At 71.9% G+C, this 18,497-nt stretch carries 16 protein-coding genes and 1 tRNA gene; 11 read left to right on the top strand and 6 right to left on the bottom strand.

The annotated features are described in order from the left end of the window. Positions 1 to 3 precede the first annotated feature (3 nt). On the top strand, positions 4 to 2,829 hold the full coding sequence (gene topA / locus DQE82_RS06085; RefSeq protein ID WP_113972182.1) for a type I DNA topoisomerase: 2,826 nt from the start codon (positions 4 to 6) through the stop codon (positions 2,827 to 2,829). Between the two features lie 100 nt (positions 2,830 to 2,929). After that, on the top strand, positions 2,930 to 3,889 hold the full coding sequence (locus tag DQE82_RS06080; RefSeq protein WP_231915640.1) for a DUF559 domain-containing protein: 960 nt from the start codon (positions 2,930 to 2,932) through the stop codon (positions 3,887 to 3,889). Positions 3,890 to 3,943: 54 nt separating this feature from the next. Here the strand turns inward: DQE82_RS06080 and DQE82_RS06075 are convergent, their stop codons facing one another. Next, positions 3,944 to 5,260 carry a D-arabinono-1,4-lactone oxidase gene (locus DQE82_RS06075; protein WP_199495943.1) on the bottom strand — a complete coding sequence of 439 codons (1,317 nt, stop codon included), beginning with the start codon at positions 5,258 to 5,260 and terminating at the stop codon, positions 3,944 to 3,946. A gap of 219 nt (positions 5,261 to 5,479) precedes the next feature. Here DQE82_RS06075 and DQE82_RS06070 point away from each other — a divergent pair, with 219 nt between their 5' ends. Next, on the top strand, positions 5,480 to 6,055 hold the full coding sequence (locus tag DQE82_RS06070; RefSeq protein WP_073826205.1) for a TetR family transcriptional regulator: 576 nt from the start codon (positions 5,480 to 5,482) through the stop codon (positions 6,053 to 6,055). Positions 6,056 to 6,119: 64 nt separating this feature from the next. Here the strand turns inward: DQE82_RS06070 and DQE82_RS06065 are convergent, their stop codons facing one another. Further along, a complete protein-coding gene (locus DQE82_RS06065) occupies positions 6,120 to 7,328 on the bottom strand; it encodes an amino acid deaminase/aldolase (protein WP_043327230.1) in 1,209 nt (402 codons plus the stop codon). Between the two features lie 217 nt (positions 7,329 to 7,545). On the opposite strand from DQE82_RS06065, the gene tmk reads away from it, so the two are divergent. From tmk to DQE82_RS06035, 6 genes are all read left to right on the top strand, one after another. Next, on the top strand, positions 7,546 to 9,702 hold the full coding sequence (gene tmk, locus DQE82_RS06060) for a dTMP kinase (protein WP_233514596.1): 2,157 nt from the start codon (positions 7,546 to 7,548) through the stop codon (positions 9,700 to 9,702). Continuing rightward, positions 9,699 to 10,997: a DNA polymerase III subunit delta' gene (locus DQE82_RS06055; protein WP_113972180.1), complete on the top strand. Its 1,299-nt coding sequence runs from the start codon at positions 9,699 to 9,701 to the stop codon at positions 10,995 to 10,997. The genes tmk and DQE82_RS06055 overlap by 4 nt, the downstream gene beginning before the upstream one ends. Positions 10,998 to 11,132: 135 nt before the next feature. Beyond that, positions 11,133 to 11,462, top strand: a complete 330-nt coding sequence (locus tag DQE82_RS06050) for a YbaB/EbfC family nucleoid-associated protein (RefSeq protein WP_013473591.1) — start codon at positions 11,133 to 11,135, stop codon at positions 11,460 to 11,462. Between the two features lies 1 nt (position 11,463). After that, positions 11,464 to 11,769, top strand: a complete 306-nt coding sequence (locus DQE82_RS06045) for a hypothetical protein (protein WP_113972179.1) — start codon at positions 11,464 to 11,466, stop codon at positions 11,767 to 11,769. Then, positions 11,769 to 12,437, top strand: a complete 669-nt coding sequence (locus DQE82_RS06040) for a hypothetical protein (RefSeq protein ID WP_064448457.1) — start codon at positions 11,769 to 11,771, stop codon at positions 12,435 to 12,437. The genes DQE82_RS06045 and DQE82_RS06040 overlap by 1 nt, the downstream gene beginning before the upstream one ends. A gap of 259 nt (positions 12,438 to 12,696) precedes the next feature. Continuing rightward, a complete protein-coding gene (locus DQE82_RS06035) occupies positions 12,697 to 13,539 on the top strand; it encodes a regulatory iron-sulfur-containing complex subunit RicT (RefSeq protein WP_043327224.1) in 843 nt (280 codons plus the stop codon). Positions 13,540 to 13,569: 30 nt separating this feature from the next. Here DQE82_RS06035 and DQE82_RS06030 read toward each other — a convergent pair whose 3' ends face one another. After that, positions 13,570 to 15,300: a metallophosphoesterase gene (locus tag DQE82_RS06030; protein ID WP_113972178.1), complete on the bottom strand. Its 1,731-nt coding sequence runs from the start codon at positions 15,298 to 15,300 to the stop codon at positions 13,570 to 13,572. A gap of 134 nt (positions 15,301 to 15,434) precedes the next feature. Between DQE82_RS06030 and DQE82_RS06025 the strand changes: the two genes are divergently transcribed. Both DQE82_RS06025 and DQE82_RS06020 read left to right on the top strand, forming a co-directional pair. Continuing rightward, a tRNA-Thr gene (locus tag DQE82_RS06025) sits at positions 15,435 to 15,508 on the top strand. 124 nt (positions 15,509 to 15,632) lie between these two features. Next, positions 15,633 to 15,953 carry a hypothetical protein gene (locus DQE82_RS06020; RefSeq protein ID WP_030503768.1) on the top strand — a complete coding sequence of 107 codons (321 nt, stop codon included), beginning with the start codon at positions 15,633 to 15,635 and terminating at the stop codon, positions 15,951 to 15,953. Positions 15,954 to 15,997: 44 nt separating this feature from the next. Here DQE82_RS06020 and DQE82_RS06015 read toward each other — a convergent pair whose 3' ends face one another. From DQE82_RS06015 to DQE82_RS06005, 3 genes are read right to left on the bottom strand one after another with little or no spacing between them, the layout of a single operon-like run. Then, entirely contained in the window at positions 15,998 to 16,780 is a 783-nt protein-coding gene (locus tag DQE82_RS06015; RefSeq protein ID WP_069088066.1) for a hypothetical protein, read from the bottom strand. After that, complete coding sequence (locus tag DQE82_RS06010; RefSeq protein ID WP_233514595.1) at positions 16,777 to 17,346, bottom strand: RNA polymerase sigma factor; 570 nt, start codon at positions 17,344 to 17,346, stop codon at positions 16,777 to 16,779. Before DQE82_RS06010 ends, DQE82_RS06015 begins: the two co-directional genes overlap by 4 nt. A 35-nt stretch (positions 17,347 to 17,381) precedes the next feature. Next, complete coding sequence (locus DQE82_RS06005; protein ID WP_113972176.1) at positions 17,382 to 18,497, bottom strand: acyltransferase; 1,116 nt, start codon at positions 18,495 to 18,497, stop codon at positions 17,382 to 17,384.

Genomic DNA, 18,497 nt, shown 5'->3' with positions numbered 1-18,497 from the left:
GACGTGCCGAGCAACGCTGGAACCACCCGTCTGGTCATCGTCGAGTCTCCGGCGAAGGCCAAGACGATCTCGGGCTACCTCGGCCCGGGGTACGTCGTGGAGGCCAGCTTCGGCCACGTCCGGGACCTGCCCCGCAACGCCGCCGACGTCCCGGCGAAGTACAAGGGTGAGCCCTGGGCGCGTCTCGGCGTCGACGTCGACAACGGCTTCCACGCGCTCTACGTGGTCTCGCCCGACCGTAAGCAGCAGATCAGCAAGCTGGTGAAGCTGGCCAAGGAGGTCGACGAGATCTTCCTGGCGACGGATGAGGACCGCGAGGGCGAGGCCATCGCCTGGCACCTGGTGGAGACGCTCAAGCCCAAGGTGCCGGTCAAGCGGATGGTCTTCCACGAGATCACCAAGCCGGCCATCCAGGCCGCGGTGGCCAACCCCCGGGAGATCGACCGCGACCTGGTCGACGCCCAGGAGGCGCGGCGCATCCTCGACCGGCTCTACGGGTACGAGGTATCGCCGGTGCTGTGGAAGAAGGTCATGCCGAAGCTGTCGGCGGGCCGGGTGCAGTCAGTGGCGACCCGGATCGTGGTCGAGCGGGAGCGCCAGCGGATGGCGTTCCGCACCGCCGAGTACTGGGACATCCTGGCCACGCTCGCGGTGGCGAAGCCGGGCGAGGGCCCGCGTACGTTCAACGCCACGCTCGTCGCGCTGAACGGTGACCGGATCGCCACCGGCAAGGACTTCGAGCCGACCACGGGTCGTGTTCGCGCCGGAGCGGGTGTCGTCCACCTCGACGAGGGCGGGGCCCGGGGGCTCGCCGCCCGCCTGGCCGACCGGCCGTTCACCGTCACCCGGGTCGAGGAGAAGCCCTACCGCCGCCGCCCGTACGCGCCGTTCATCACCTCCACGCTCCAGCAGGAGGCGGCCCGCAAGCTGCGGTTCTCGTCGCAGCAGACGATGCGCACCGCGCAGCGCCTGTACGAGAACGGCTACATCACCTACATGCGTACCGACTCCGTGAACCTGTCCGAGACGGCCATCGCGGCGGCCCGCCGGCAGATCGTCGAGCTGTACGGCGAGCGCAGCGTGCCGCCGGAGCCGCGCCGCTACACCGGCAAGGTGAAGAACGCGCAGGAGGCGCACGAGGCGATCCGCCCGGCGGGCGACAACTTCCGCACCCCGGGCGAGGTGGCCAAGGAGCTGTCCGCCGAGGAGTACAAGCTCTACGAGCTGATCTGGCGGCGCACCATCGCCTCGCAGATGACCGACGCGGTCGGCTCCAGCGTGTCGGTGCGCATCCGTGCCGTCTCCTCCGCCCAGGAGGAGGCCGACTTCGGGGCGACCGGCAAGACCATCACCGACCCGGGCTTCCTGCGCGCGTACGTCGAGTCCAGCGACGACGAGAACGCCGAGGCCGAGGACGCCGAGCGGCGGCTGCCCACGCTGGTCAAGGATCAGCCGCTGACCGCCGACGAGCTGGCCGCGCAGGGCCACCACACCCAGCCGCCGTCGCGCTACACCGAGGCGTCGCTGGTGAAGGCCCTGGAGGAGCTGGGCATCGGCCGCCCCTCCACGTACGCCTCGATCATGCAGACGATCCAGGACCGCGGGTACGTGACCAAGCGCGGCCAGGCCATGATCCCCACGTTCCTGGCGTTCGCGGTGATCGGGCTGATGGAGCGGCACTACCCGCGCCTGATCGACTACGACTTCACGGCCAGCATGGAGAACGAGCTGGACGAGATCGCCGGTGGCGACCACGCAGCCGTCGACTTCCTCACCTCCTTCTACTTCGGCAGCACCAACGGCGCCGGCGACCAGGCCATCGCGCACGCCGGTGGCCTGAAGAAGCTGGTCACCGAGAACCTCAGCGAGATCGACGCGCGCAGCGTCAACTCGATCCCGCTGTTCACCGACGACGAGGGCCGCGAGGTCGTCGTCCGGGTCGGCCGGTACGGGCCGTACCTGCAGCGGGCGCTCCCCGGCTCGGTTTCGGGCACGGCCTCGGTTTCGGGCTCGGCCTCGGGTGAGGGCGAGGGCGAGGAGGGCGGCTCGCAGGGTGACCGGGCGCCGATCCCGGAGGGCCTCGCGCCGGACGAGCTGACCCCGGAGAAGGTGCACGAGCTGTTCCTCGGCGGCGGCGGTGAGCGCAAGCTCGGCGACGACCCGTCGACCGGCGAGCCGATCCTGCTCAAGTCCGGCCGGTTCGGCCCGTACGTGGCCAGCGGTGAGCGCAAGTCGTCGCTGCTGCGCTCGCAGTCGCCGGACAGCCTCACCCTGGAGCAGGCGTTGCAGCTGCTGCGCCTGCCCCGGCTCATCGGCGTGGCACCGGACGGCACCGAGGTGTTCGCCAACAACGGCCGCTACGGCCCGTACGTCAAGCGCGGTGACGAGTTCCGCTCGCTGGACTCGGAAGACAAGATGTTCACCGTCACGCTGGACGAGGCGCTGGCGCTGCTGGCCGCCCCGAAGACGCGCCAGCGCCGGGCCGCCGCGCCACCGCTGCGGGAGATGGGCAACGACCCGCTCACCGAGAAGCCGCTGGTGATCAAGGACGGGCGCTTCGGGCCGTACGTCACGGACGGCGAGTTCAACGCGTCGCTGCGGCGCGGGCAGACGCCGGAGGAGCTGACGCTGGAGCAGGCGTCGGAGATGCTCGCCGAGAAGCGCGCGAAGGGCCCGGCCCCGAAGAAGAAGGCCGCGAAGAAGGCTGCCCCGGCCAAGAAGACGACGGCCGCCAAGAAGACAACGGCCGCCAAGAAGACGACCGCGGCGAAGAAGGCCCCCGCGAAGAAGGCGGCCCCCAAGAAGGCGACCTCAACCCCGAACGAGTGATCTTGGAAGGAAAGGGCCCCTAGGACGGCCCTTTCCTTCCAAGATCTCGTGGTTGTCCACAAGGGCGGCGAAGCAGCCGCGTTGGGGCCACCGTGGGTGGGTGGGGAAATCGTGGGCGGGGATGCGGCGGGCGCTGCCGTCGGATGATGCGGACGAGCTGACCTGGCTGCTCTTCCGGCAGGAGGACGTGCTCAGCCTCCAGCAGGCACGGGCGCATCTCACCCGTGGGGCGATCCGCCATCGGGTGGCGACCGGCCGGTGGCGGCAGGCGCACCGGGCGGTTCTCGTCGCGCACAACGGACCGGTCGGTGCCGCTCAGCGACGGTGGATCGCGGTGCTGGCGGCCGGGCCCACCGCACTGCTGGGTGGCGTGACCGCTGCTCAGGCAGGCGGGCTGCGGGGGTTCCCGGACCGGGTGGTCCACCTGCTCCTGCCCGCCACGACCCGTCGGTCACCGCTGCCGGCCGGCGTGCTCGCGCACCGGACGACCCATCTGCCCGACTCCGACGTGGTGCCGGTCGCGGCGCCGCCCCGGACTACGGTGGCCCGGTCGATCGTCGACGCCGCGCAGTGGGCACCGACCGACATGCAGGCCCGGGCGATCGTCGCGGCTGCCTTCCAGCAGCGGCTCGTGGGCGGTGACGACCTGCACGAGGTGGCGGAGCGGATGCCCCGTATCCGCAGAAGGCGGCTGATCCTGTCCACTGCCACCGATGCGGCGGGCGGCGCGCACTCCCTGGGCGAACTCGACCTGCTCGGTCTCGCCCGCCGCGCCGGTCTGCCCGAACCGACCCGGCAGGTGGTCCGCCGGGACTCCGCCGGCCGGCGGCGATACCTCGACGCCTACTTCGAGCAGTGGCGGGTGCACGTCGAGGTGGACGGCGGACAGCATCACGACCCGGCGCACGCCTGGGCGGACATGCGCCGACAGAACGACCTGTGGGTCGAGGGCGACCGTGTTCTCCGGTTCCCCGCCTGGGTCCTGCGCGCCCATCCGGAAGAGGTGATCGCGCAGCTTCGCGCCGCCCTGCGAGCGGCGGGCTGGCGAGGCGGAGCGTGAGCCGAGATCTTGGAAGGAAACGGCACCTATGACGGCCCATTTCTTCCAAGATCTTCAGGAGCCTAGGACCTGGGTCAAGTACGGGTTCTGGAAAAGGTTGTGGGGGTCCAGGCGGGTGCGGACGGATCGGAAGTCTTCGAATCTCGGGTAGGCGGTGGCCAGCGACTCCGCATCGCGCCAGTGCAGCTTGCCCCAGTGCGGGCGACCACCCAGCTCCGTCGCCACCTGCTCGAACGCGCGAAAATAAGGCTCGTACGGCATGCCCACGTACTGGTGCACGGCGATGTACGCGGAGTCCCGCCCGTACGAGTGGGACAGCCAGATGTCGTCGGCGGCGGTGAACCGCACCTCGACCGGGAACAGCACCTTGAACGGCAGCCGCTCCACGATCCGGCGCAGCTCGGTGAGCGCCGTGGGCAGCGTCTCGCGCGGCAGGCCGTACTCCATCTCCACGAAGCGGACCCGGCGTGGTGTGCAGAAGACCTGGTCGGAACGGCCGGTGTAGGTGCGTTCGGTGAGCGCGCGGGCGGAGACGGCACTGATCGTGGGGGCGAGGGCGGGTACGGCGCGGCCGAGGCGGCAGGCGCCGGCGAAGACGGTGTTGGAGAGGAACTCGTCGTCGAGCCAGCCGCGCCAGCCGGGCAGCGGCCGGTCGTCGGCGGGTACCCGGTCGTTGGTCTTGACCTGCACCCGGTCGGTGTACGGGAACCAGTAGAACTCGGCGTGGTCGTGCGCCTCGTACAGGCCGGGCAGGTCGCCGAGCACCTCGGCGAGCGGGGCGGGGCGTTCGTGCGCGCGCAGCACGAAGGCGTCGACGCAGCGCAGCGTGACCTCGACCAGTACGCCGACCGCGCCGAGCCCGACCCGGGCGGCGTCGAAGACGTCGCGGTTCTCCTCGGCCGAGCAGCGCAGCACCTCGCCGGTGCCGGTGACGAGCGTCAGCCCGGCCACGAAGGTGGACAGGCAGCCCAGTTTCGCCCCGGTGCCGTGGGTGCCGGTGGAGAGCGCACCGGCGATGGTCTGGGCGTCGATGTCGCCGAGGTTCGGCATCGCCAGGCCGTGCCCGGCGAGCAGTTCGTTGAGCGTGTGCAACGTCATTCCAGCCGGTACGGTGACCAGGCGGCGCGCCACATCGACGGTGACGTCTGTCTCCAGTTCGGCGAGGTCGATGCGGTGCCCGTCGGCCACAGCCGTGGCGGTGAAGGAGTGGCCGCTGCCGGTGGCCCGGACGGTCCGGCCGGCCGCGGCGGCCTGACGGACCGCCTCGACGACGTCGGAGACGCTACGCGGGCGCACGGTGAGGAGCGCGGAGCTGTGCTGGTTGCCGGCCCAGTTGGACCAGGTGGCGGTGGTACCGGTCATCGCGGCCACTCCTCGACATGAATATGAACTGAATTCATATCAGGAACGTTGTGCCTGGTAAATACCGCAATCGAGCCCGGCTCGTTGTACCGGTAGTCACAGACTCGTGACGTGCAGATATGTTCATCCGTCGAAGGGGGGTGGCGCCGAGTGTCCACACCAGCCGCCACGACCGGGCCGCTGCGTCGGGTACCGGTGCAGGGTCGAAGTGTCGCGCGGGTCCAGCGGATGCTGGACGCCTGCGCCGAGCTCGTCGACGAGGTGGGGTACGAAGGGCTGACCACGACCCTGCTCGCCGAGCGCGCCGAGGTGGCGATCGGGTCGGTGTACCAGTTCTTTCCGGACAAGCGGGCCATCGTGCAGGCGCTGACGCTGCGGACCATGGAGTCCTACCTCCAGCGGCTCGACGAGCGGTTCGCGTCGGACGATCTGACGCACTGGTGGGACGGCGTCGACGCGGCGATCGACGAGTACATCTCGATGCACCGCACCGTCCCCGGTTTCCGTACCCTGCACTTCGGCGACGTGGTCGACCTGCATCTGCTGGACGACCAGCGGGACAACAACGGTGTCATCGCGGAGCAGCTCGCCCGCGTACTCACCGAGCGTTTCGGCCTGGCCGGGGTGCCCGACCTGCGGTTCCACCTGGAGGTCGCGGTCGAGGCGGCCGACGCCCTGATCAAGCTGGCCTTCCGCCGCCGCACCGACGGCGACGAGCGGGTGCTGGTCGAGGCGAAGGCCCTCATCCGGGAGTACCTGCACCGGCAGGTCAACGCCCCGGCCGAGGCCGTGTCCCAGGGCTGAGCGGCACGCCGAGCGGCGGGTTCCCGGGTGCGCCGGGGCCCGCCGTCGTCACGCCGGCGGCGGGTCAGAGGAAGGCGTGGCCCTCGCCCCGGTAGGTGGGCACCGTCGCGACCACCGCGTCCCCGTCGACCAGGTGCACCTCGTTGACGTGCTCGCACATCTCGCCGGCCTTGGCGTGGCGGAACCACACCCGGTCACCGACGCGCAGGCCGTCCGCGGCGTCCCCGGCGAGCGGCGTCTGCACCTCACCGGCGCCCTCCGCGCCGAGCAGCTTCAGGCCGTCCGGCAGCCAGGGCCGGGGCAGCCGGCTGCTCGCCGCCTGGCCGGAGGCGATCCAGCCGCCGCCGAGCACCGTCGCCAGCCCGGGCGCCGGGCGGCGGACCACCGCGCAGGCGAAGAACGCCGCCGGGGTCGGCCGCCAGGCACGGTACGCGTCGAACAGCGTCGGCCCGTACAGGCCGGAGCCCGCGGTGACCTCGGTGACCGCGGGGTCGGCGCTGGTGGCGGCCACGCTGCCGGTGCCGCCGCCGTTGACGAACTCCAGGTCGGCGTGTTCGCGTACCGCGGCGACCGCGTCCGAGCGGCGGGCCAGCAGTTCCCGGTACGACCCGCGCTGCGCGACCCGGATCGCCGAGCCGAGCACCGCCTGCCCGGGTGGCGCGTCGCCCAGACCGGCGATCTGCGCCTCGTACGACATCAGGCCGACCAGCCGGAAGCCCGGCCGGGCGGCGACGGCGGCGGCGAGCGCGCCGGCCGCCGTGGCGCTGTGCACCGGGGAGCGGCGCACGCCGACGTGCACCCGGCCCCGCAGCGGCCGCCAGGAGGCGTCCAGGTCGAGGCAGACCCGCAGCGCGGGGCGGCGCGCGGGCGGGCAGACCTGGTCGATCAGGTCGAGCTGGGCGGGGTCGTCGACCATCAGCGTCACCGCGTCGGCGAGCGCCGGGTCGGCGGCCAGTTCGGCGAGGCCGGCCCGGTGCGCCGTCGGGTACGCCACCAGCACGTCGTCGCTGACGCCGGAGCGGGCGAGCCAGACCGCCTCGGGCAGGGTGAAGGCCATCACGCCCTGCCAGCCGGGGCGGCCGAGCACGCGGGTCAGCAGCTCGCGGACCCGTACCGACTTGCTCGCCACGCGCAGCGGCTTGCCGTCGGCCCGGCCGGTCAGCGCGCCGGCGTTGGCGTCGAACGCGGAGAGGTCGACCACCGCGTACGGCGGGTCGAGGTGAGCGGTCGCCCGGTCGAGACGCTCGCGAAGTTTGTCACGGTCGATGGCCACGTCTGCACGCTAACTGTCTGGGCGAGAATGCGAAATACCCTCGCGTCTGTCCGGGCTGCGGGCGGTGGTCCCGGCGGCCTAGGCTCAGCGAGCAGGTGAATGTCGCGCAGGCCTGCTCCTCCCGCGCGACTAGAGTGTTCCACCGGGGATGCCCAAACCTGGGCCGGCACGTGGAGGTACGGCCATCGAAAGCCAGAACAACGGCGAGTCGCCCGGCGTGTCGTCGCCCGGGACAGCCGCCGACCACTCCGGCGTCGCCGCCATCCGCTCGGTGCTGCGCATCCGGCCGTTCCGCAGGCTGTGGATCGTCCTCAGCGCCGCCTCCTTCGGCGACTGGCTCGGTCTGCTCGCCACCGCGCTGTTCGCCGCCTCCCAGGTCTCCGGCAGCACCGCCCAGGGCGCCGCGTTCGGCGGTGTGACAGCGATCCGGCTGCTCCCGGCGCTGGTGCTCGGCCCGGTGGCGGGCGTGTTCGCCGACCGGTTCGACCGCCGGTGGACGATGGTCATCTGCGACCTGCTGCGCTTCGTGCTGTTCGCCTCGATCCCGCTCTACGCGCTGACCGGTGCCGCCGGCGGGCTGGTGGTCGGCTGGGCGCTGATCGCCACGTTCCTGATCGAGTCGATCACGCTGATGTGGATCCCGGCCAAGGAAGCGGCGGTTCCCAACCTCATCCCGCGTACCCGGCTGGAAGCGGCGAACCAGCTCACGCTGATCACCACGTACGGCCTCACGCCGGTGGCCGCGGCCATCGCGCTGGCCGTGCTGGACCGCGGCGTCCGCGGCGCGGTCGGCGGCGACCTGCCGAACTGGGCCGAGCCGGCCCAGCTCGCGCTCTGGTTCAACGCGTTCTCCCGGCTGGCCACCGCGCTCGTGGTGGCGTTCGGGATCAAGGAGATCAGCCACGCCCAGCGCGGCGAGGCCGAGCGCTCCGAGCAGAGCATGTTCCGGCAGTTCTCCGAGGGCTGGAAGTACATCGGCCAGACCCCGCTCGTCCGCGGCCTGGTGCTGGGCATCTTCGGCGCGTTCGCCGGCGGCGGCATCGTGGTCGGCACGGCCAAGTTCTTCGCCAACTCGCTCGGCGCCGGTGACGCCGCGTTCTCGCTGCTCTTCGGCGCGATCTTCGTCGGCCTGGCGCTCGGCATCGGCCTCGGTCCGATGATCGTGCGGGACATGTCCCGCCGCCGCTGGTTCGGCATGAGCATCGTGCTCGCCAGCGCCTCGGTGCTGGTGCTCGCGTTCGCCATCCACCTGTCGATGGCCATCCTCGGCGCGATCCTGGTCGGCGCGGGCGCCGGCATGGCGTTCCTGGCCGGCACCACGCTGCTCGGCGGCGAGGTCGCCGACGAGGTACGCGGCCGGGTCTTCGCGGTGGTGCAGATCGGCACCCGGCTGGTGCTGATCCTCGCCATCGCGCTCAGCAGCCTCCTGGTCGGCGTCGGCGGCTCCCGCCAGCTCACCATCGCCGACCTGGGCATCTCCATCTCCTCGACGCGCCTGCTGCTGCTCGCCGCCGGCGCGGCCGGCATCATCGCCGGCATCAGCGCGTTCGGCCAGATGGACGACAAGAAGGGCGTGCCGGTCCTCGCCGACCTGTGGGGCTCGATCCGGGGCCGCCCGCTGATGCCGGCCGAGCCGTTCGTCTCCAGCGGTCTCTTCGTGGTCTTCGAGGGCGGCGAGGGCGCCGGCAAGTCCACCCAGCTCGCCGTGCTCGCCGAGCGCCTGCGCGCGCAGGGGCGGGACGTGGTGGTCACCCGCGAGCCGGGCGCCACACCGGTCGGTGAGCGGATCCGCTCGCTGGTGCTGGACACCGGCACGGACGAGGCGCCGTCGCCGCGCGCCGAGGCGCTGCTCTACGCCGCCGACCGGGCGCACCACGTCGCGACCGTCGTCCGCCCGGCGCTCGTGCGTGGCGCGGTGGTGATCAGCGACAGGTACGTCGACTCGTCGCTCGCCTACCAGGGCGCCGGCCGGACGCTTCCGGTGGACGAGGTCTCCTGGCTCTCGTCCTGGGCCACCGGTGGGCTCAAGCCCGATCTGGTGGTGCTGCTCGACGTCGAGCCGCGTACCGGCCTGAGCCGGGTGGAGACGCGCAACGAGGGGGCCGACCGGCTGGAGGCCGAGTCGCTGACGTTCCACGAGCGCGTCCGGTACGCCTTCCTCGACCTGGCCGCCGGTGACCCGAAGCGTTACCTCGTGCTCGACGCGTCCCGGCCGGTGGACGAGATCGCCGACGCGGTGGCCCGCCGGGTGGGTGAGCTCCTCGCCGACCCGGGCGGGATCGTGCACCCGCGTCCGGCGCAGGGCCCGGACACCTCGGTCCAGCCTGAGTTATCCGACGCGGAGCTGGTGACGATGGAGCAACCCCGAAGATGACCGACGTCTTCGGCGATCTGGTCGGGCAGGACGAGGCGGTGGACACGCTGCGGCGGGCCGCCGCCTCGGCCGCCGCGCTGCTGCGCGCCGCCGTGCCCGTCGCGGCCGGCGCGCCGGCGGGCGGGTACGACGACCTCGACGCGCTCGCCGAGGAGCTCGACGGCACCGACGCCGACTCAGGTCCGGCACCCGCCGCTGAAGCCGATCCCGGCGCCGGGATGACCCACGCCTGGATCTTCACCGGGCCGCCCGGATCCGGCCGGTCGGTGGCCGCCCGCGCGTTCGCCGCCGCCCTGCAGTGCGTGCACGGCACCGGATGCGGCAGCTGCCCCGGCTGCCACACCACGCTCACCGGCACGCACGCCGACGTGCGCCTCGTCGTTCCGGACGGGCTCTCCATCGGTGTCGGCGAGATGCGCGCGCTGGTGCTCAGGGCGGCGAGCACGCCGTCCGGTGGCCGGTGGCAGGTAGTGATCATCGAGGACGCCGACCGGCTCACCGAGGCCGCCGGCAACGCGCTGCTCAAGGCGATCGAGGAGCCGCCGCCGCGTACCGTCTTCCTGCTCTGCGCCCCGTCCACCCACCCCGACGACATCTCCGTGACCATCCGGTCGCGCTGCCGCGTCGTACCGTTGCGCCAGCCGCCGCCGGCCGCGGTGGCCGAGGTGCTGGTCCGCCGGGACGGCATCGCGCCGGACGTGGCCGAGTGGGCCGCGGCGGCCGCGCAGGGGCACGTGGGCCGGGCTCGGCGGCTGGCCCGCGACCCGGAGGCCCGGCAGCGGCGCGACGCGGTGCTGGCCGTGCCGCGCCGGCTGACCGGCGTGGGCGCGGCGTTCGACGCCGCCTCGGCGCTGATCGAGGCCGCCGAGGCGGAGGCCGCCGCCTCGGTCGTCGAGATCGACGAGGCGGAGCGTACGGCGTTGCAGACCGCGCTCGGTGCGGGCGGCACCGGCCGGGGCGCGGCCGGCGCCATGCGCGGCGCGGCCGGCCAGCTCAAAGACCTGGAAAAACGGCAGAAGTCGCGGGCCACCCGTGCCCAGCGGGACGCGCTCGACCGGGCGCTTGTCGACCTGGCCGGGTTCTACCGCGATGCGCTCACCATGGCGTTGCGGGCGCCGGTCGCCCCGGTGCACACCGACACCGCGGCGCTGGCCGGCGCGGGCGCGCAGAAGTGGGACGCCGAGGGCTCGCTGCGCCGCCTGGAGGCGGTGCTGGAGTGCCGGGCGGCGATCGAGGCGAACGTCAAGCCGCGAATCGCGGTGGAGGCGATGATGCTCGCCCTCTGGCGCGGCTGACCCACGCCCGCTCCACGCTGTCCACAGGGCATCGACACGCGCGATTGGCGTGCGGTACGGTCCCCGGTGATGCCGCCGTGATCGAGGCGGCACGCTCAGTGATGTTGGGGCCGACCGGCCGGGAGGAGTCCGCCGATGCCGCGGGGCGAGATCGACGAGGCCTGGATCGAGGAGGCGGTGCGGCGCTACCGCCGCATCGAGAACCTGCAGGCCGAGTTCGACCAGGCGGTGGCCACTGTCGAGGTCACCGTCCGCTCGCCCGACGGCCTTGTCGAGGTGGTGGTGACAGCCGGTGGGCGCATCACCGACGTGCGTTTCCTCGGGCCGCTGCACCACCGCAGCCCACGTGACGTGGCCGGGTCGGTGCAGGCGGCGGTCACCGCCGCCGCCGACGCGGCGCAGTGGGCGCGGGAGAAGCTGCACAACGAGACGTTCGCGGCCTACCGGCCGCTGGCGGGAGCCTGACATGGAGACGCTGCGCGCCCTGGCCGCCCGCCTCGACGAGACCGGCGCGACCCTCGCCACGCTGGCCCGCACGGTCACCGCCACCGACCCGCCGCACCCCGCGTTCGGCGCGCACGCCGCCGGCCGGCCCGGTGAGGTGGGCCGCGCGCTGCACCGGCAGTGGACCGCCGCCACCGCCGACCGGGCGCGCGAGGCACAGGCTGCCGCCGTCCGGCTGGCCGCCGCCGCGGCCGCGCTGCGCAGCGCCGCCGACCGCTATGCCGCCGCCGACGACGGCGTGGCCCGGCGGCTGGCCCGGGAGGCCTGATGGACGCGCTCGACCGCCTCGCGGAGCCGGGGCTCGACCTGCTCGCCCGCGTCGACACGCTGCTCGCCGCCGGCGCACCCGAGGGCCACCGCCTCTGGCCGCTGCTGCGCCGCATGCAGGTGCTCCCCGGCGCGGCCGTGCGCGAGTTCCTCGACCTGCACCCCGCGCCGCTGACCGACGCCGGCCACGCCGTGCGCCGGCTCGTCCGGGGGTACGACGACACCTGCGCCCTGCTCGGCGACCAGGTCGCCTGGTCCGGCGCCGCCGCGTCGGCGTACGACGAGGCGCGCGCAACGCTGCTCCGGCACCTGGACGAGGGGCCGGAGAGCCTGGTCGGGCGGCTGGAGTCGACGGCGAGTTACGCGGACGCGCTGGCCGGCTGGGTGGAGGGCAGCCGGGTCGCGCTGGCCCGCGCGCTGGCCGAGGTGCTGGGTTCGTCCGAAGCGGTCGCCGTGCACGCGGCGACCCGGCCCGGCGTCCACGCCGGACCGGCCGGGGCGTCGGCCGCGGCCGAGATCGCCACCCGGATCCTGGGCGTGCTCGGAGTCGCCTACGACGGCGCCGAGACGCTGCTGCGTCAGTGGGGGCCGAGCCTCGCGGAGACGGTCTGGCGGGATCGGCCGGCGGTCGCGCCGCACTACGGCGGCACCACCCGAATCGGCTACTGACGGTCCACGGCGCCGCGCGCCGGACCGGCCGTGGCCGGGCAACGGCGGCGACGCCGTGGACTTCCCCTGCACCCCCCGCAGGTATGTCTTCACTCAACGCTGTCGGCAGACGCTTGTCCCGGCGGCGGGCGAGGTTTCAGCCGTCCGGGCGAGGCGAAGGGGCGATTCGGCCGGGTCGACGGAGCCGATCGCCGCTGTCGGTGACCGTACGGCGACCGCCCGCCGTACGGCGGGCCCCGATCCGCGTAGGGTGGGGCGCATGGGCATGCTCTGCGCGGTCAGTTTCAACCGGTACGGGCGCCTCTACTACCTCGACCCGGGCGAGCTGCGCCCGCAGGTGGGCGACCGGGTGCTGGTGCCCACCGACGAGGGGCCCGAGGTGGCCGAGTGCGTCTGGGCGGCCCAGTGGGTCACCGAGGACACCGACGGATTCCCGAAACTCGCCGGGCTCGCCGAGGACGACGATCTGCGCCGCGACGAGATGCTGCGCCGGCGCAAGGCCGAGGCGAAGGTGGCCGCCAAGCGGCTGATCCGCGAACACGGCCTGCCGATGAAGGTGGTAGCCGTCGACCACGTCCTGGCCACGCCGGAGAACGGCAGCGACCGCACCACCATCTACTTCACCGCGCCGCACCGGGTCGACTTCCGTTCCCTGGTCCGGGACCTGGGCGCCACCCTGCACTGCCGGGTCGAGCTGCGGCAGCTGTCCGCCCGCGACTCGGCACGGGTGCAGGGCGGCATCGGCTCCTGCGGGCGTGACCTGTGCTGCGCAACGTTCCTGACCGACTTCGAGCCGGTGACCATCCGGATGGCGAAGGACCAGGACCTGCCGCTCAACCCGCTGCGCATCTCCGGCGCGTGCGGGCGGCTGATGTGCTGCCTGAAGTACGAGCACCCGCTGTACCAGAAGTTCCAGGAGACGGCCCCCGCGGTCGGCAGCCGGGTGTCCACGCCGCAGGGTGAGGGCAAGGTGGTCGGCCACAGCGTCCCGCGCGACGCGGTGACGGTCCGCCTGGACGCCGACGGCTCCCGCTCGATGTGCTCGCGGGCGTCGGTCTGCGGCCCCAGACAGGCCCACGACCAGCACTACCCCCAGCCCTGACCCTCCCGCCCCTTCGGCGGCGATCAGGGGTCAGCGGATGACGATGGGGGGTTCGGCCAGGCGGGGGGTCAGCCGGGTCTTCGGGGTCAGCCAGGAGGCGGTGGGGGACTGGTCGGGGTTGAGCTGCCAGTCGTGGGACACCTTGTCCACGGCGATCGGGTAGATCGTCAACGTGCCGTCCGGGTCGATCCGGAACCGCAGGAACGCCTTCGAGTCCTCGATGCCCTGGGCGGCGAACAACTCGTTCAGGTTGACCCCGAACGCGCCGGCCACCAGCAGGTACAGCGCGACGAGCTGGCTGGCGACCAGACCGCTCACCGGCCCGTAGAGCACCGCCGCGGCGACCGCCGGCAGCGGCCACGGCCAGTCGTAGAACGGCAGCTGCAACCAGACCCACGTGCCGCCGGCGGCGAGAGCTATCTGGGCCAGTCCGTGCGCCACCCCGAGGATCCAGTGCCGGGCGTGCCGCTTCCCGCCGGCCGTGGGCGGCTTGGCGAAGAACACAGCGCCCATCATCGCCACCACCAGCATGATCGCCAGCGGCACGCTGAACAGCCGCTGCTCGGTGGTGCCCACCCGCTGCACCGCCACGCCGGCCATGGCCAGCATCAGCAGCGTGTGCAGGGTGCCGAGCAGCGTGGTGAAGCCCGGATTGCGGAACGGCAGCCGGGCGAAGATGCCCCAGCCGTACCGGCGGGAGCGCGCCTTGTCCGGGTAGCGCGCGGCCAGGTCGTACTCCTGGGTGTTGCTGGCCCGCCGGGTCAGCGTGTCACGCGGCGGGACCTCCAGCTTCTCCGGCAGCCGGTGCGTGGGGTAGAGGTAGGCGCCGCCACCTCCGCACGTGACGAGCTGCCGGTCCGCCCCGGCGTAGCGGGCGTAGTGGTGCAGGTCGCCGGAGACCAGCACCCGCACCTGCGCGCCGGTCGGCGCGACGAGGGTACGGATGAAGTAGTCGATCGAGTCGTACGCGTTGGGGTGGTCCACGGCCTTGACCCACGTCGGCGCCGGCACCGCCAGGATCACCTTGGATTCCGGGGTGAGCTTGCGGGCCACCTCGTCGAAGTAGGTGAGCTGCGGGTCGTCCAGGTACGAGCCGGACTGGTCGTCGAGGCCGAGCAGCCACCAGCCGGCCGGCAGCTCGACCGCGAAGTACGAGCGGGACTGGCCGGTGCCCCAGCCGCCGAAGTGCCGGTCCCGGGTCCGCACGAACAGCCGCAGGAACGCGGTCAGCCCGTCGTACCAGTCGTGGTTGCCCGGCACCGCGAACAGCGTCGGCTGCTCCGGCGGAGCGACCGGCAGCGCGGACTGGTACGGGCCCTTGCAGCGGTCCTCGTACGCCTCGTAGCCCGCCGCCGGGTAGACCTGGTCACCACCCATCACCAGCGTCTGCGCCCGCGGAAGGCGATGCCCGTCCACCGTCAGCTCCGGCTGGGCGAGCAGGTACGCCACCGAGTACGTGGCGTCGAAGCCGTCACCCAGGTCGGCCACGTAGTCGAGCCAGAGCCCGCCGTCCGGCCCGACCTGCCGGAACGTGCCGTCGCCGAACGCGTTCTGCAGCTCGCGCTTGTCCAGGTACGCCCCGAACAGCATCGCCAGCAGCGTACGCAGGCCGGTGCTGATCAACAGCAGCGGCGCGAGCCAGGGCACCGGCCGGCGCGGGGTGAAGCCCAACTCCTGCGGGTCGATCTTGCGGGGGCGGCGGGTGGCGCGCTCGCCGGGATGCGCCTCGGGGGCCGCTGGCCGCGGCGGTTCGTCGGTCACCCGCCGCAGGGTAGTCGGGACGCGGCGCGAAGTCTCTCCCGTGACGGGGCGGATGTGGCTCGGTGTCCGGGGTTCGGAGGCGGGGGGATCCGGTTCGGCTTCGGCCGGGGAGTGCCGTACACTTTACGATCGTTGCCGCCTTAGCTCAGTCGGCTAGAGCGACGCACTCGTAATGCGTAGGTCGACGGTTCGATTCCGTCAGGCGGCTCGGTACAGAATCCCAGGTCATCGGCCTGGGATTCGCCGTTTCCGGGGCGGACAACAGCGCCCTTCGACGGAGATGGGCTTCCGGAAGAGGAGTGGTTGGCGGCAGCGCGGCCTACGCTGCCGGAATGAAGGTGGGCAGGGTCTGGCGGGTGCACCACCGCAGCGAGTTGGTCGGTGAGGTCGATGAGCGGGAGCTCGACTTCCCCTGGATCCGCGGCCGCTTTCGGCCAGAGCCTGCTTTCCGACCACTGCGACCGATTTTCGCGGCATGGATCGAGGCCGTGAACTCCGGGGATGTTGAGGCATTGCGCCAGGCGCACGAGGCCATCTATCCGGCCGTGACGATGACTGACCCGACCGGGCGCGAGGTGCCATGGTTCATCTTGGTCATCGAAGGGGACGAGGCGCGCTTCCGGTGGCGTGATGAGCCCGTCACTGATCGGTAGCAAACCGGCCAGCACGTGGGCGGGCGGGGCCTGCCGAGCCACCCTCAGTCCAGCTTCGGTTGTTCGTACAGTTCGCGGGCGGACAGGATCACCGCGCTGCCGTCTGCGAGGCGGACGGTCAGTGTGGTGGTGTTGCTGCTCGACTCATCGAGGCCTTCGGGGTACCAGGCGCCGAAGTAACCGTCGCGAACGGTTGCGCGCGCCGTCCGTGACGAATCGCCATCCTCGGTCCGCAAGTTGATCTCCACGCTCGTCACCTGTGAGCCGACGTGTCCCGCCATGATCCGGACGTAGCCTTCGTCGGTGCGTAGCTGACCCCACGAGTACAGCTCGACACCCCCGGCGCCGAGCCGCTCGGTGCTGGTCAGCACGGTCAGGATGCTGGTATTCGTCACGTCCCCGTTGCGATCGCGGAAGCATGTCTGGCTTCCAGCCGGCGACACGGCGTTCACGTATGCGTACTCGCCGCGTTTTTCACCGATGACCACCCTTGCGACGCTCGCGTCCTGGGCAGGCAGGCATTTGCCGGCGATGTCGCGTGCCTCGGTATCCGAGATCGGACTCGGCTCGGGCGTCCACGACGCAAACGCGGGACCAGCGTTGAGAAATGTCAGGGTGAAGGCGACAGCGGCGGCGAGCGCTCCGGCCGCGCCGGCGATCGCCAGGCGAGGCCGACGGTGCGGTGTGCGCGCTGGTGCCGGGCGCGGTCGCCGATCAGTGGCGACGATCCGCTCGAGCAATTCTCGCGCGGGTTCCTGCGCGACGCGTGCGGGCACCGGGACGGCGGCAGAGCGGATTGTCCGGGCGAGGACGTCGTCGTGGGTCATGCGGAGCCTCCGCGTCGTGAAGGGCCGGCCGGTGCAGGGACGTTTGTGGGTTCGCTGATCGGCCGCTGACCAAGATGCTGACGCAGGCGGCGACGGGCGCGCAGCAGGCGCAAACTGAACGCGGGCCGGGAAATGCCCAGTACGTGTGCTGCCTGCGGCCCGGTGAGGTCTTCGATCGCGGTCAGCGTCAGCACTTCCTGATCGGCCGATGACAGGCGCTGCCAAGCCTTCACCAGGTCGACGCGGGTAGCCGCGAGGTCGGCCTCGGCGCTGCTCGGAGCATCGGATTCCTGGAGGACGCGAAGCGCGAGGCTCTGCTGCCGCTGGTCGCTGCGCTGCCGATTGTGCAGAACGTTGCGGGCGACGGTGAACAGCCAGGCGCGGGCCTCGCCGAGTGACTTCGGTACTTCGTCCAAGCGGCGCCACGCTATCAAGAACGTCTCGGCGACCACGTCTTCGGCAACGGCGAGGTGTGCACGGCGTTCGACGAAGAGCAGCAAATCGTCATACGCGGCCTCGAACAGCTCGCGGAAGGCGGAATCGGCCTCCGCGGTCGTCGGATCCACACCCTTCCTCGTGTTCGGCGCGTGGCGTCTGGTGCTCATAGTCGTCGCCGGTCCAATACGAAGCCGCGGATCAAGGGTGCGAGTGGGCGCTCGACGAAGCGATGGACAAGCCAGGCTGCCGCCAGCAGCCCAAGCACGGTGCCGCCGATCAGTATCGACGCGGGAAGGTTGGTTTCCTCGTACACGTTGCGGATCACGCTGTATCCAATGCGCGGGTGCAAGAGGTAGAAGGGGTAGCTGATGGCACCCGCAATGGCCAGCCAGCGCATTCTCACCCGGTCGGTGTAGCCGAGCGCGATGACGAGCATCAGAAGGTACACCCCGGTGAGCAGTACCGGTGCCGGCCAGACGGGCACCTCGAAGCCGGGCTTCAACTCCAGGGTCCGCCCGTACACGCGCTGCAGGCTGACCAGCCACGTGGCGAGTAGCAGCACCCACAGCCATGGATCGGATCGGTTGCGGCGAAGCAGGAACAGGGTGATTCCGGCGATGAAGTACGGCGCGAAGTCGGACATCACGACCTCGTCCAGGGCGGCGCCCCGGAAGACGGGCATGACCACGGCGACTGCCAGCCACACGGCAGCGAATATTTTTACTCCCCGCTCGGTCGGCTTGGCCGCAAGAATGCACGCCGCGATCAGATAGAACCGGAGCTCGATCCAGAGGGTCCAGTACACGGTGTCGACAAGCGGCGTGTTGAGGGGCTCCGCCAACATGGTCAGGTTGACCAGCACGCCCCACCCGTCCGGCAGAGGTGGGAAAGGCAGCCCGCCGCTGATCGGCAGCACTGCCGCCACGGCTGTCGTGGTCAGCACGCACACCCAGAACGCCGGATAGAGTCGCGCGACGCGGGAGGCAGCGAACTCGCGAACGGTACGCCCCCAGCCGCTCATGAGGATCACAAATCCGCTGATCAGAAAGAACGTCTCGACTCCGAGGAAGCCATAGATCAGCACCGGTGCCGCGTCCGGCAGGAAGTATGCCGGCGGGCGCACGCCGTCCAACCTCCATGAGTCGCCGAAGTGGTATCCGGCCACCGCAAGAGCACAGATCAGCCGCAACCCGTCCAGCACGTACAACCGGGGCGCCCGCCCGGGAGGGCTGCTGACGGGCGGCGGCGTCGGCGCGCGGTCGAGCACCGCGGTCGTCAT

Source organism: Micromonospora sp. LHW51205 (assembly GCF_003315815.1).
Lineage (GTDB): Bacteria > Actinomycetota > Actinomycetes > Mycobacteriales > Micromonosporaceae > Micromonospora > Micromonospora chalcea.
This window is presented reverse-complemented; position numbering and strand designations above follow the sequence as displayed.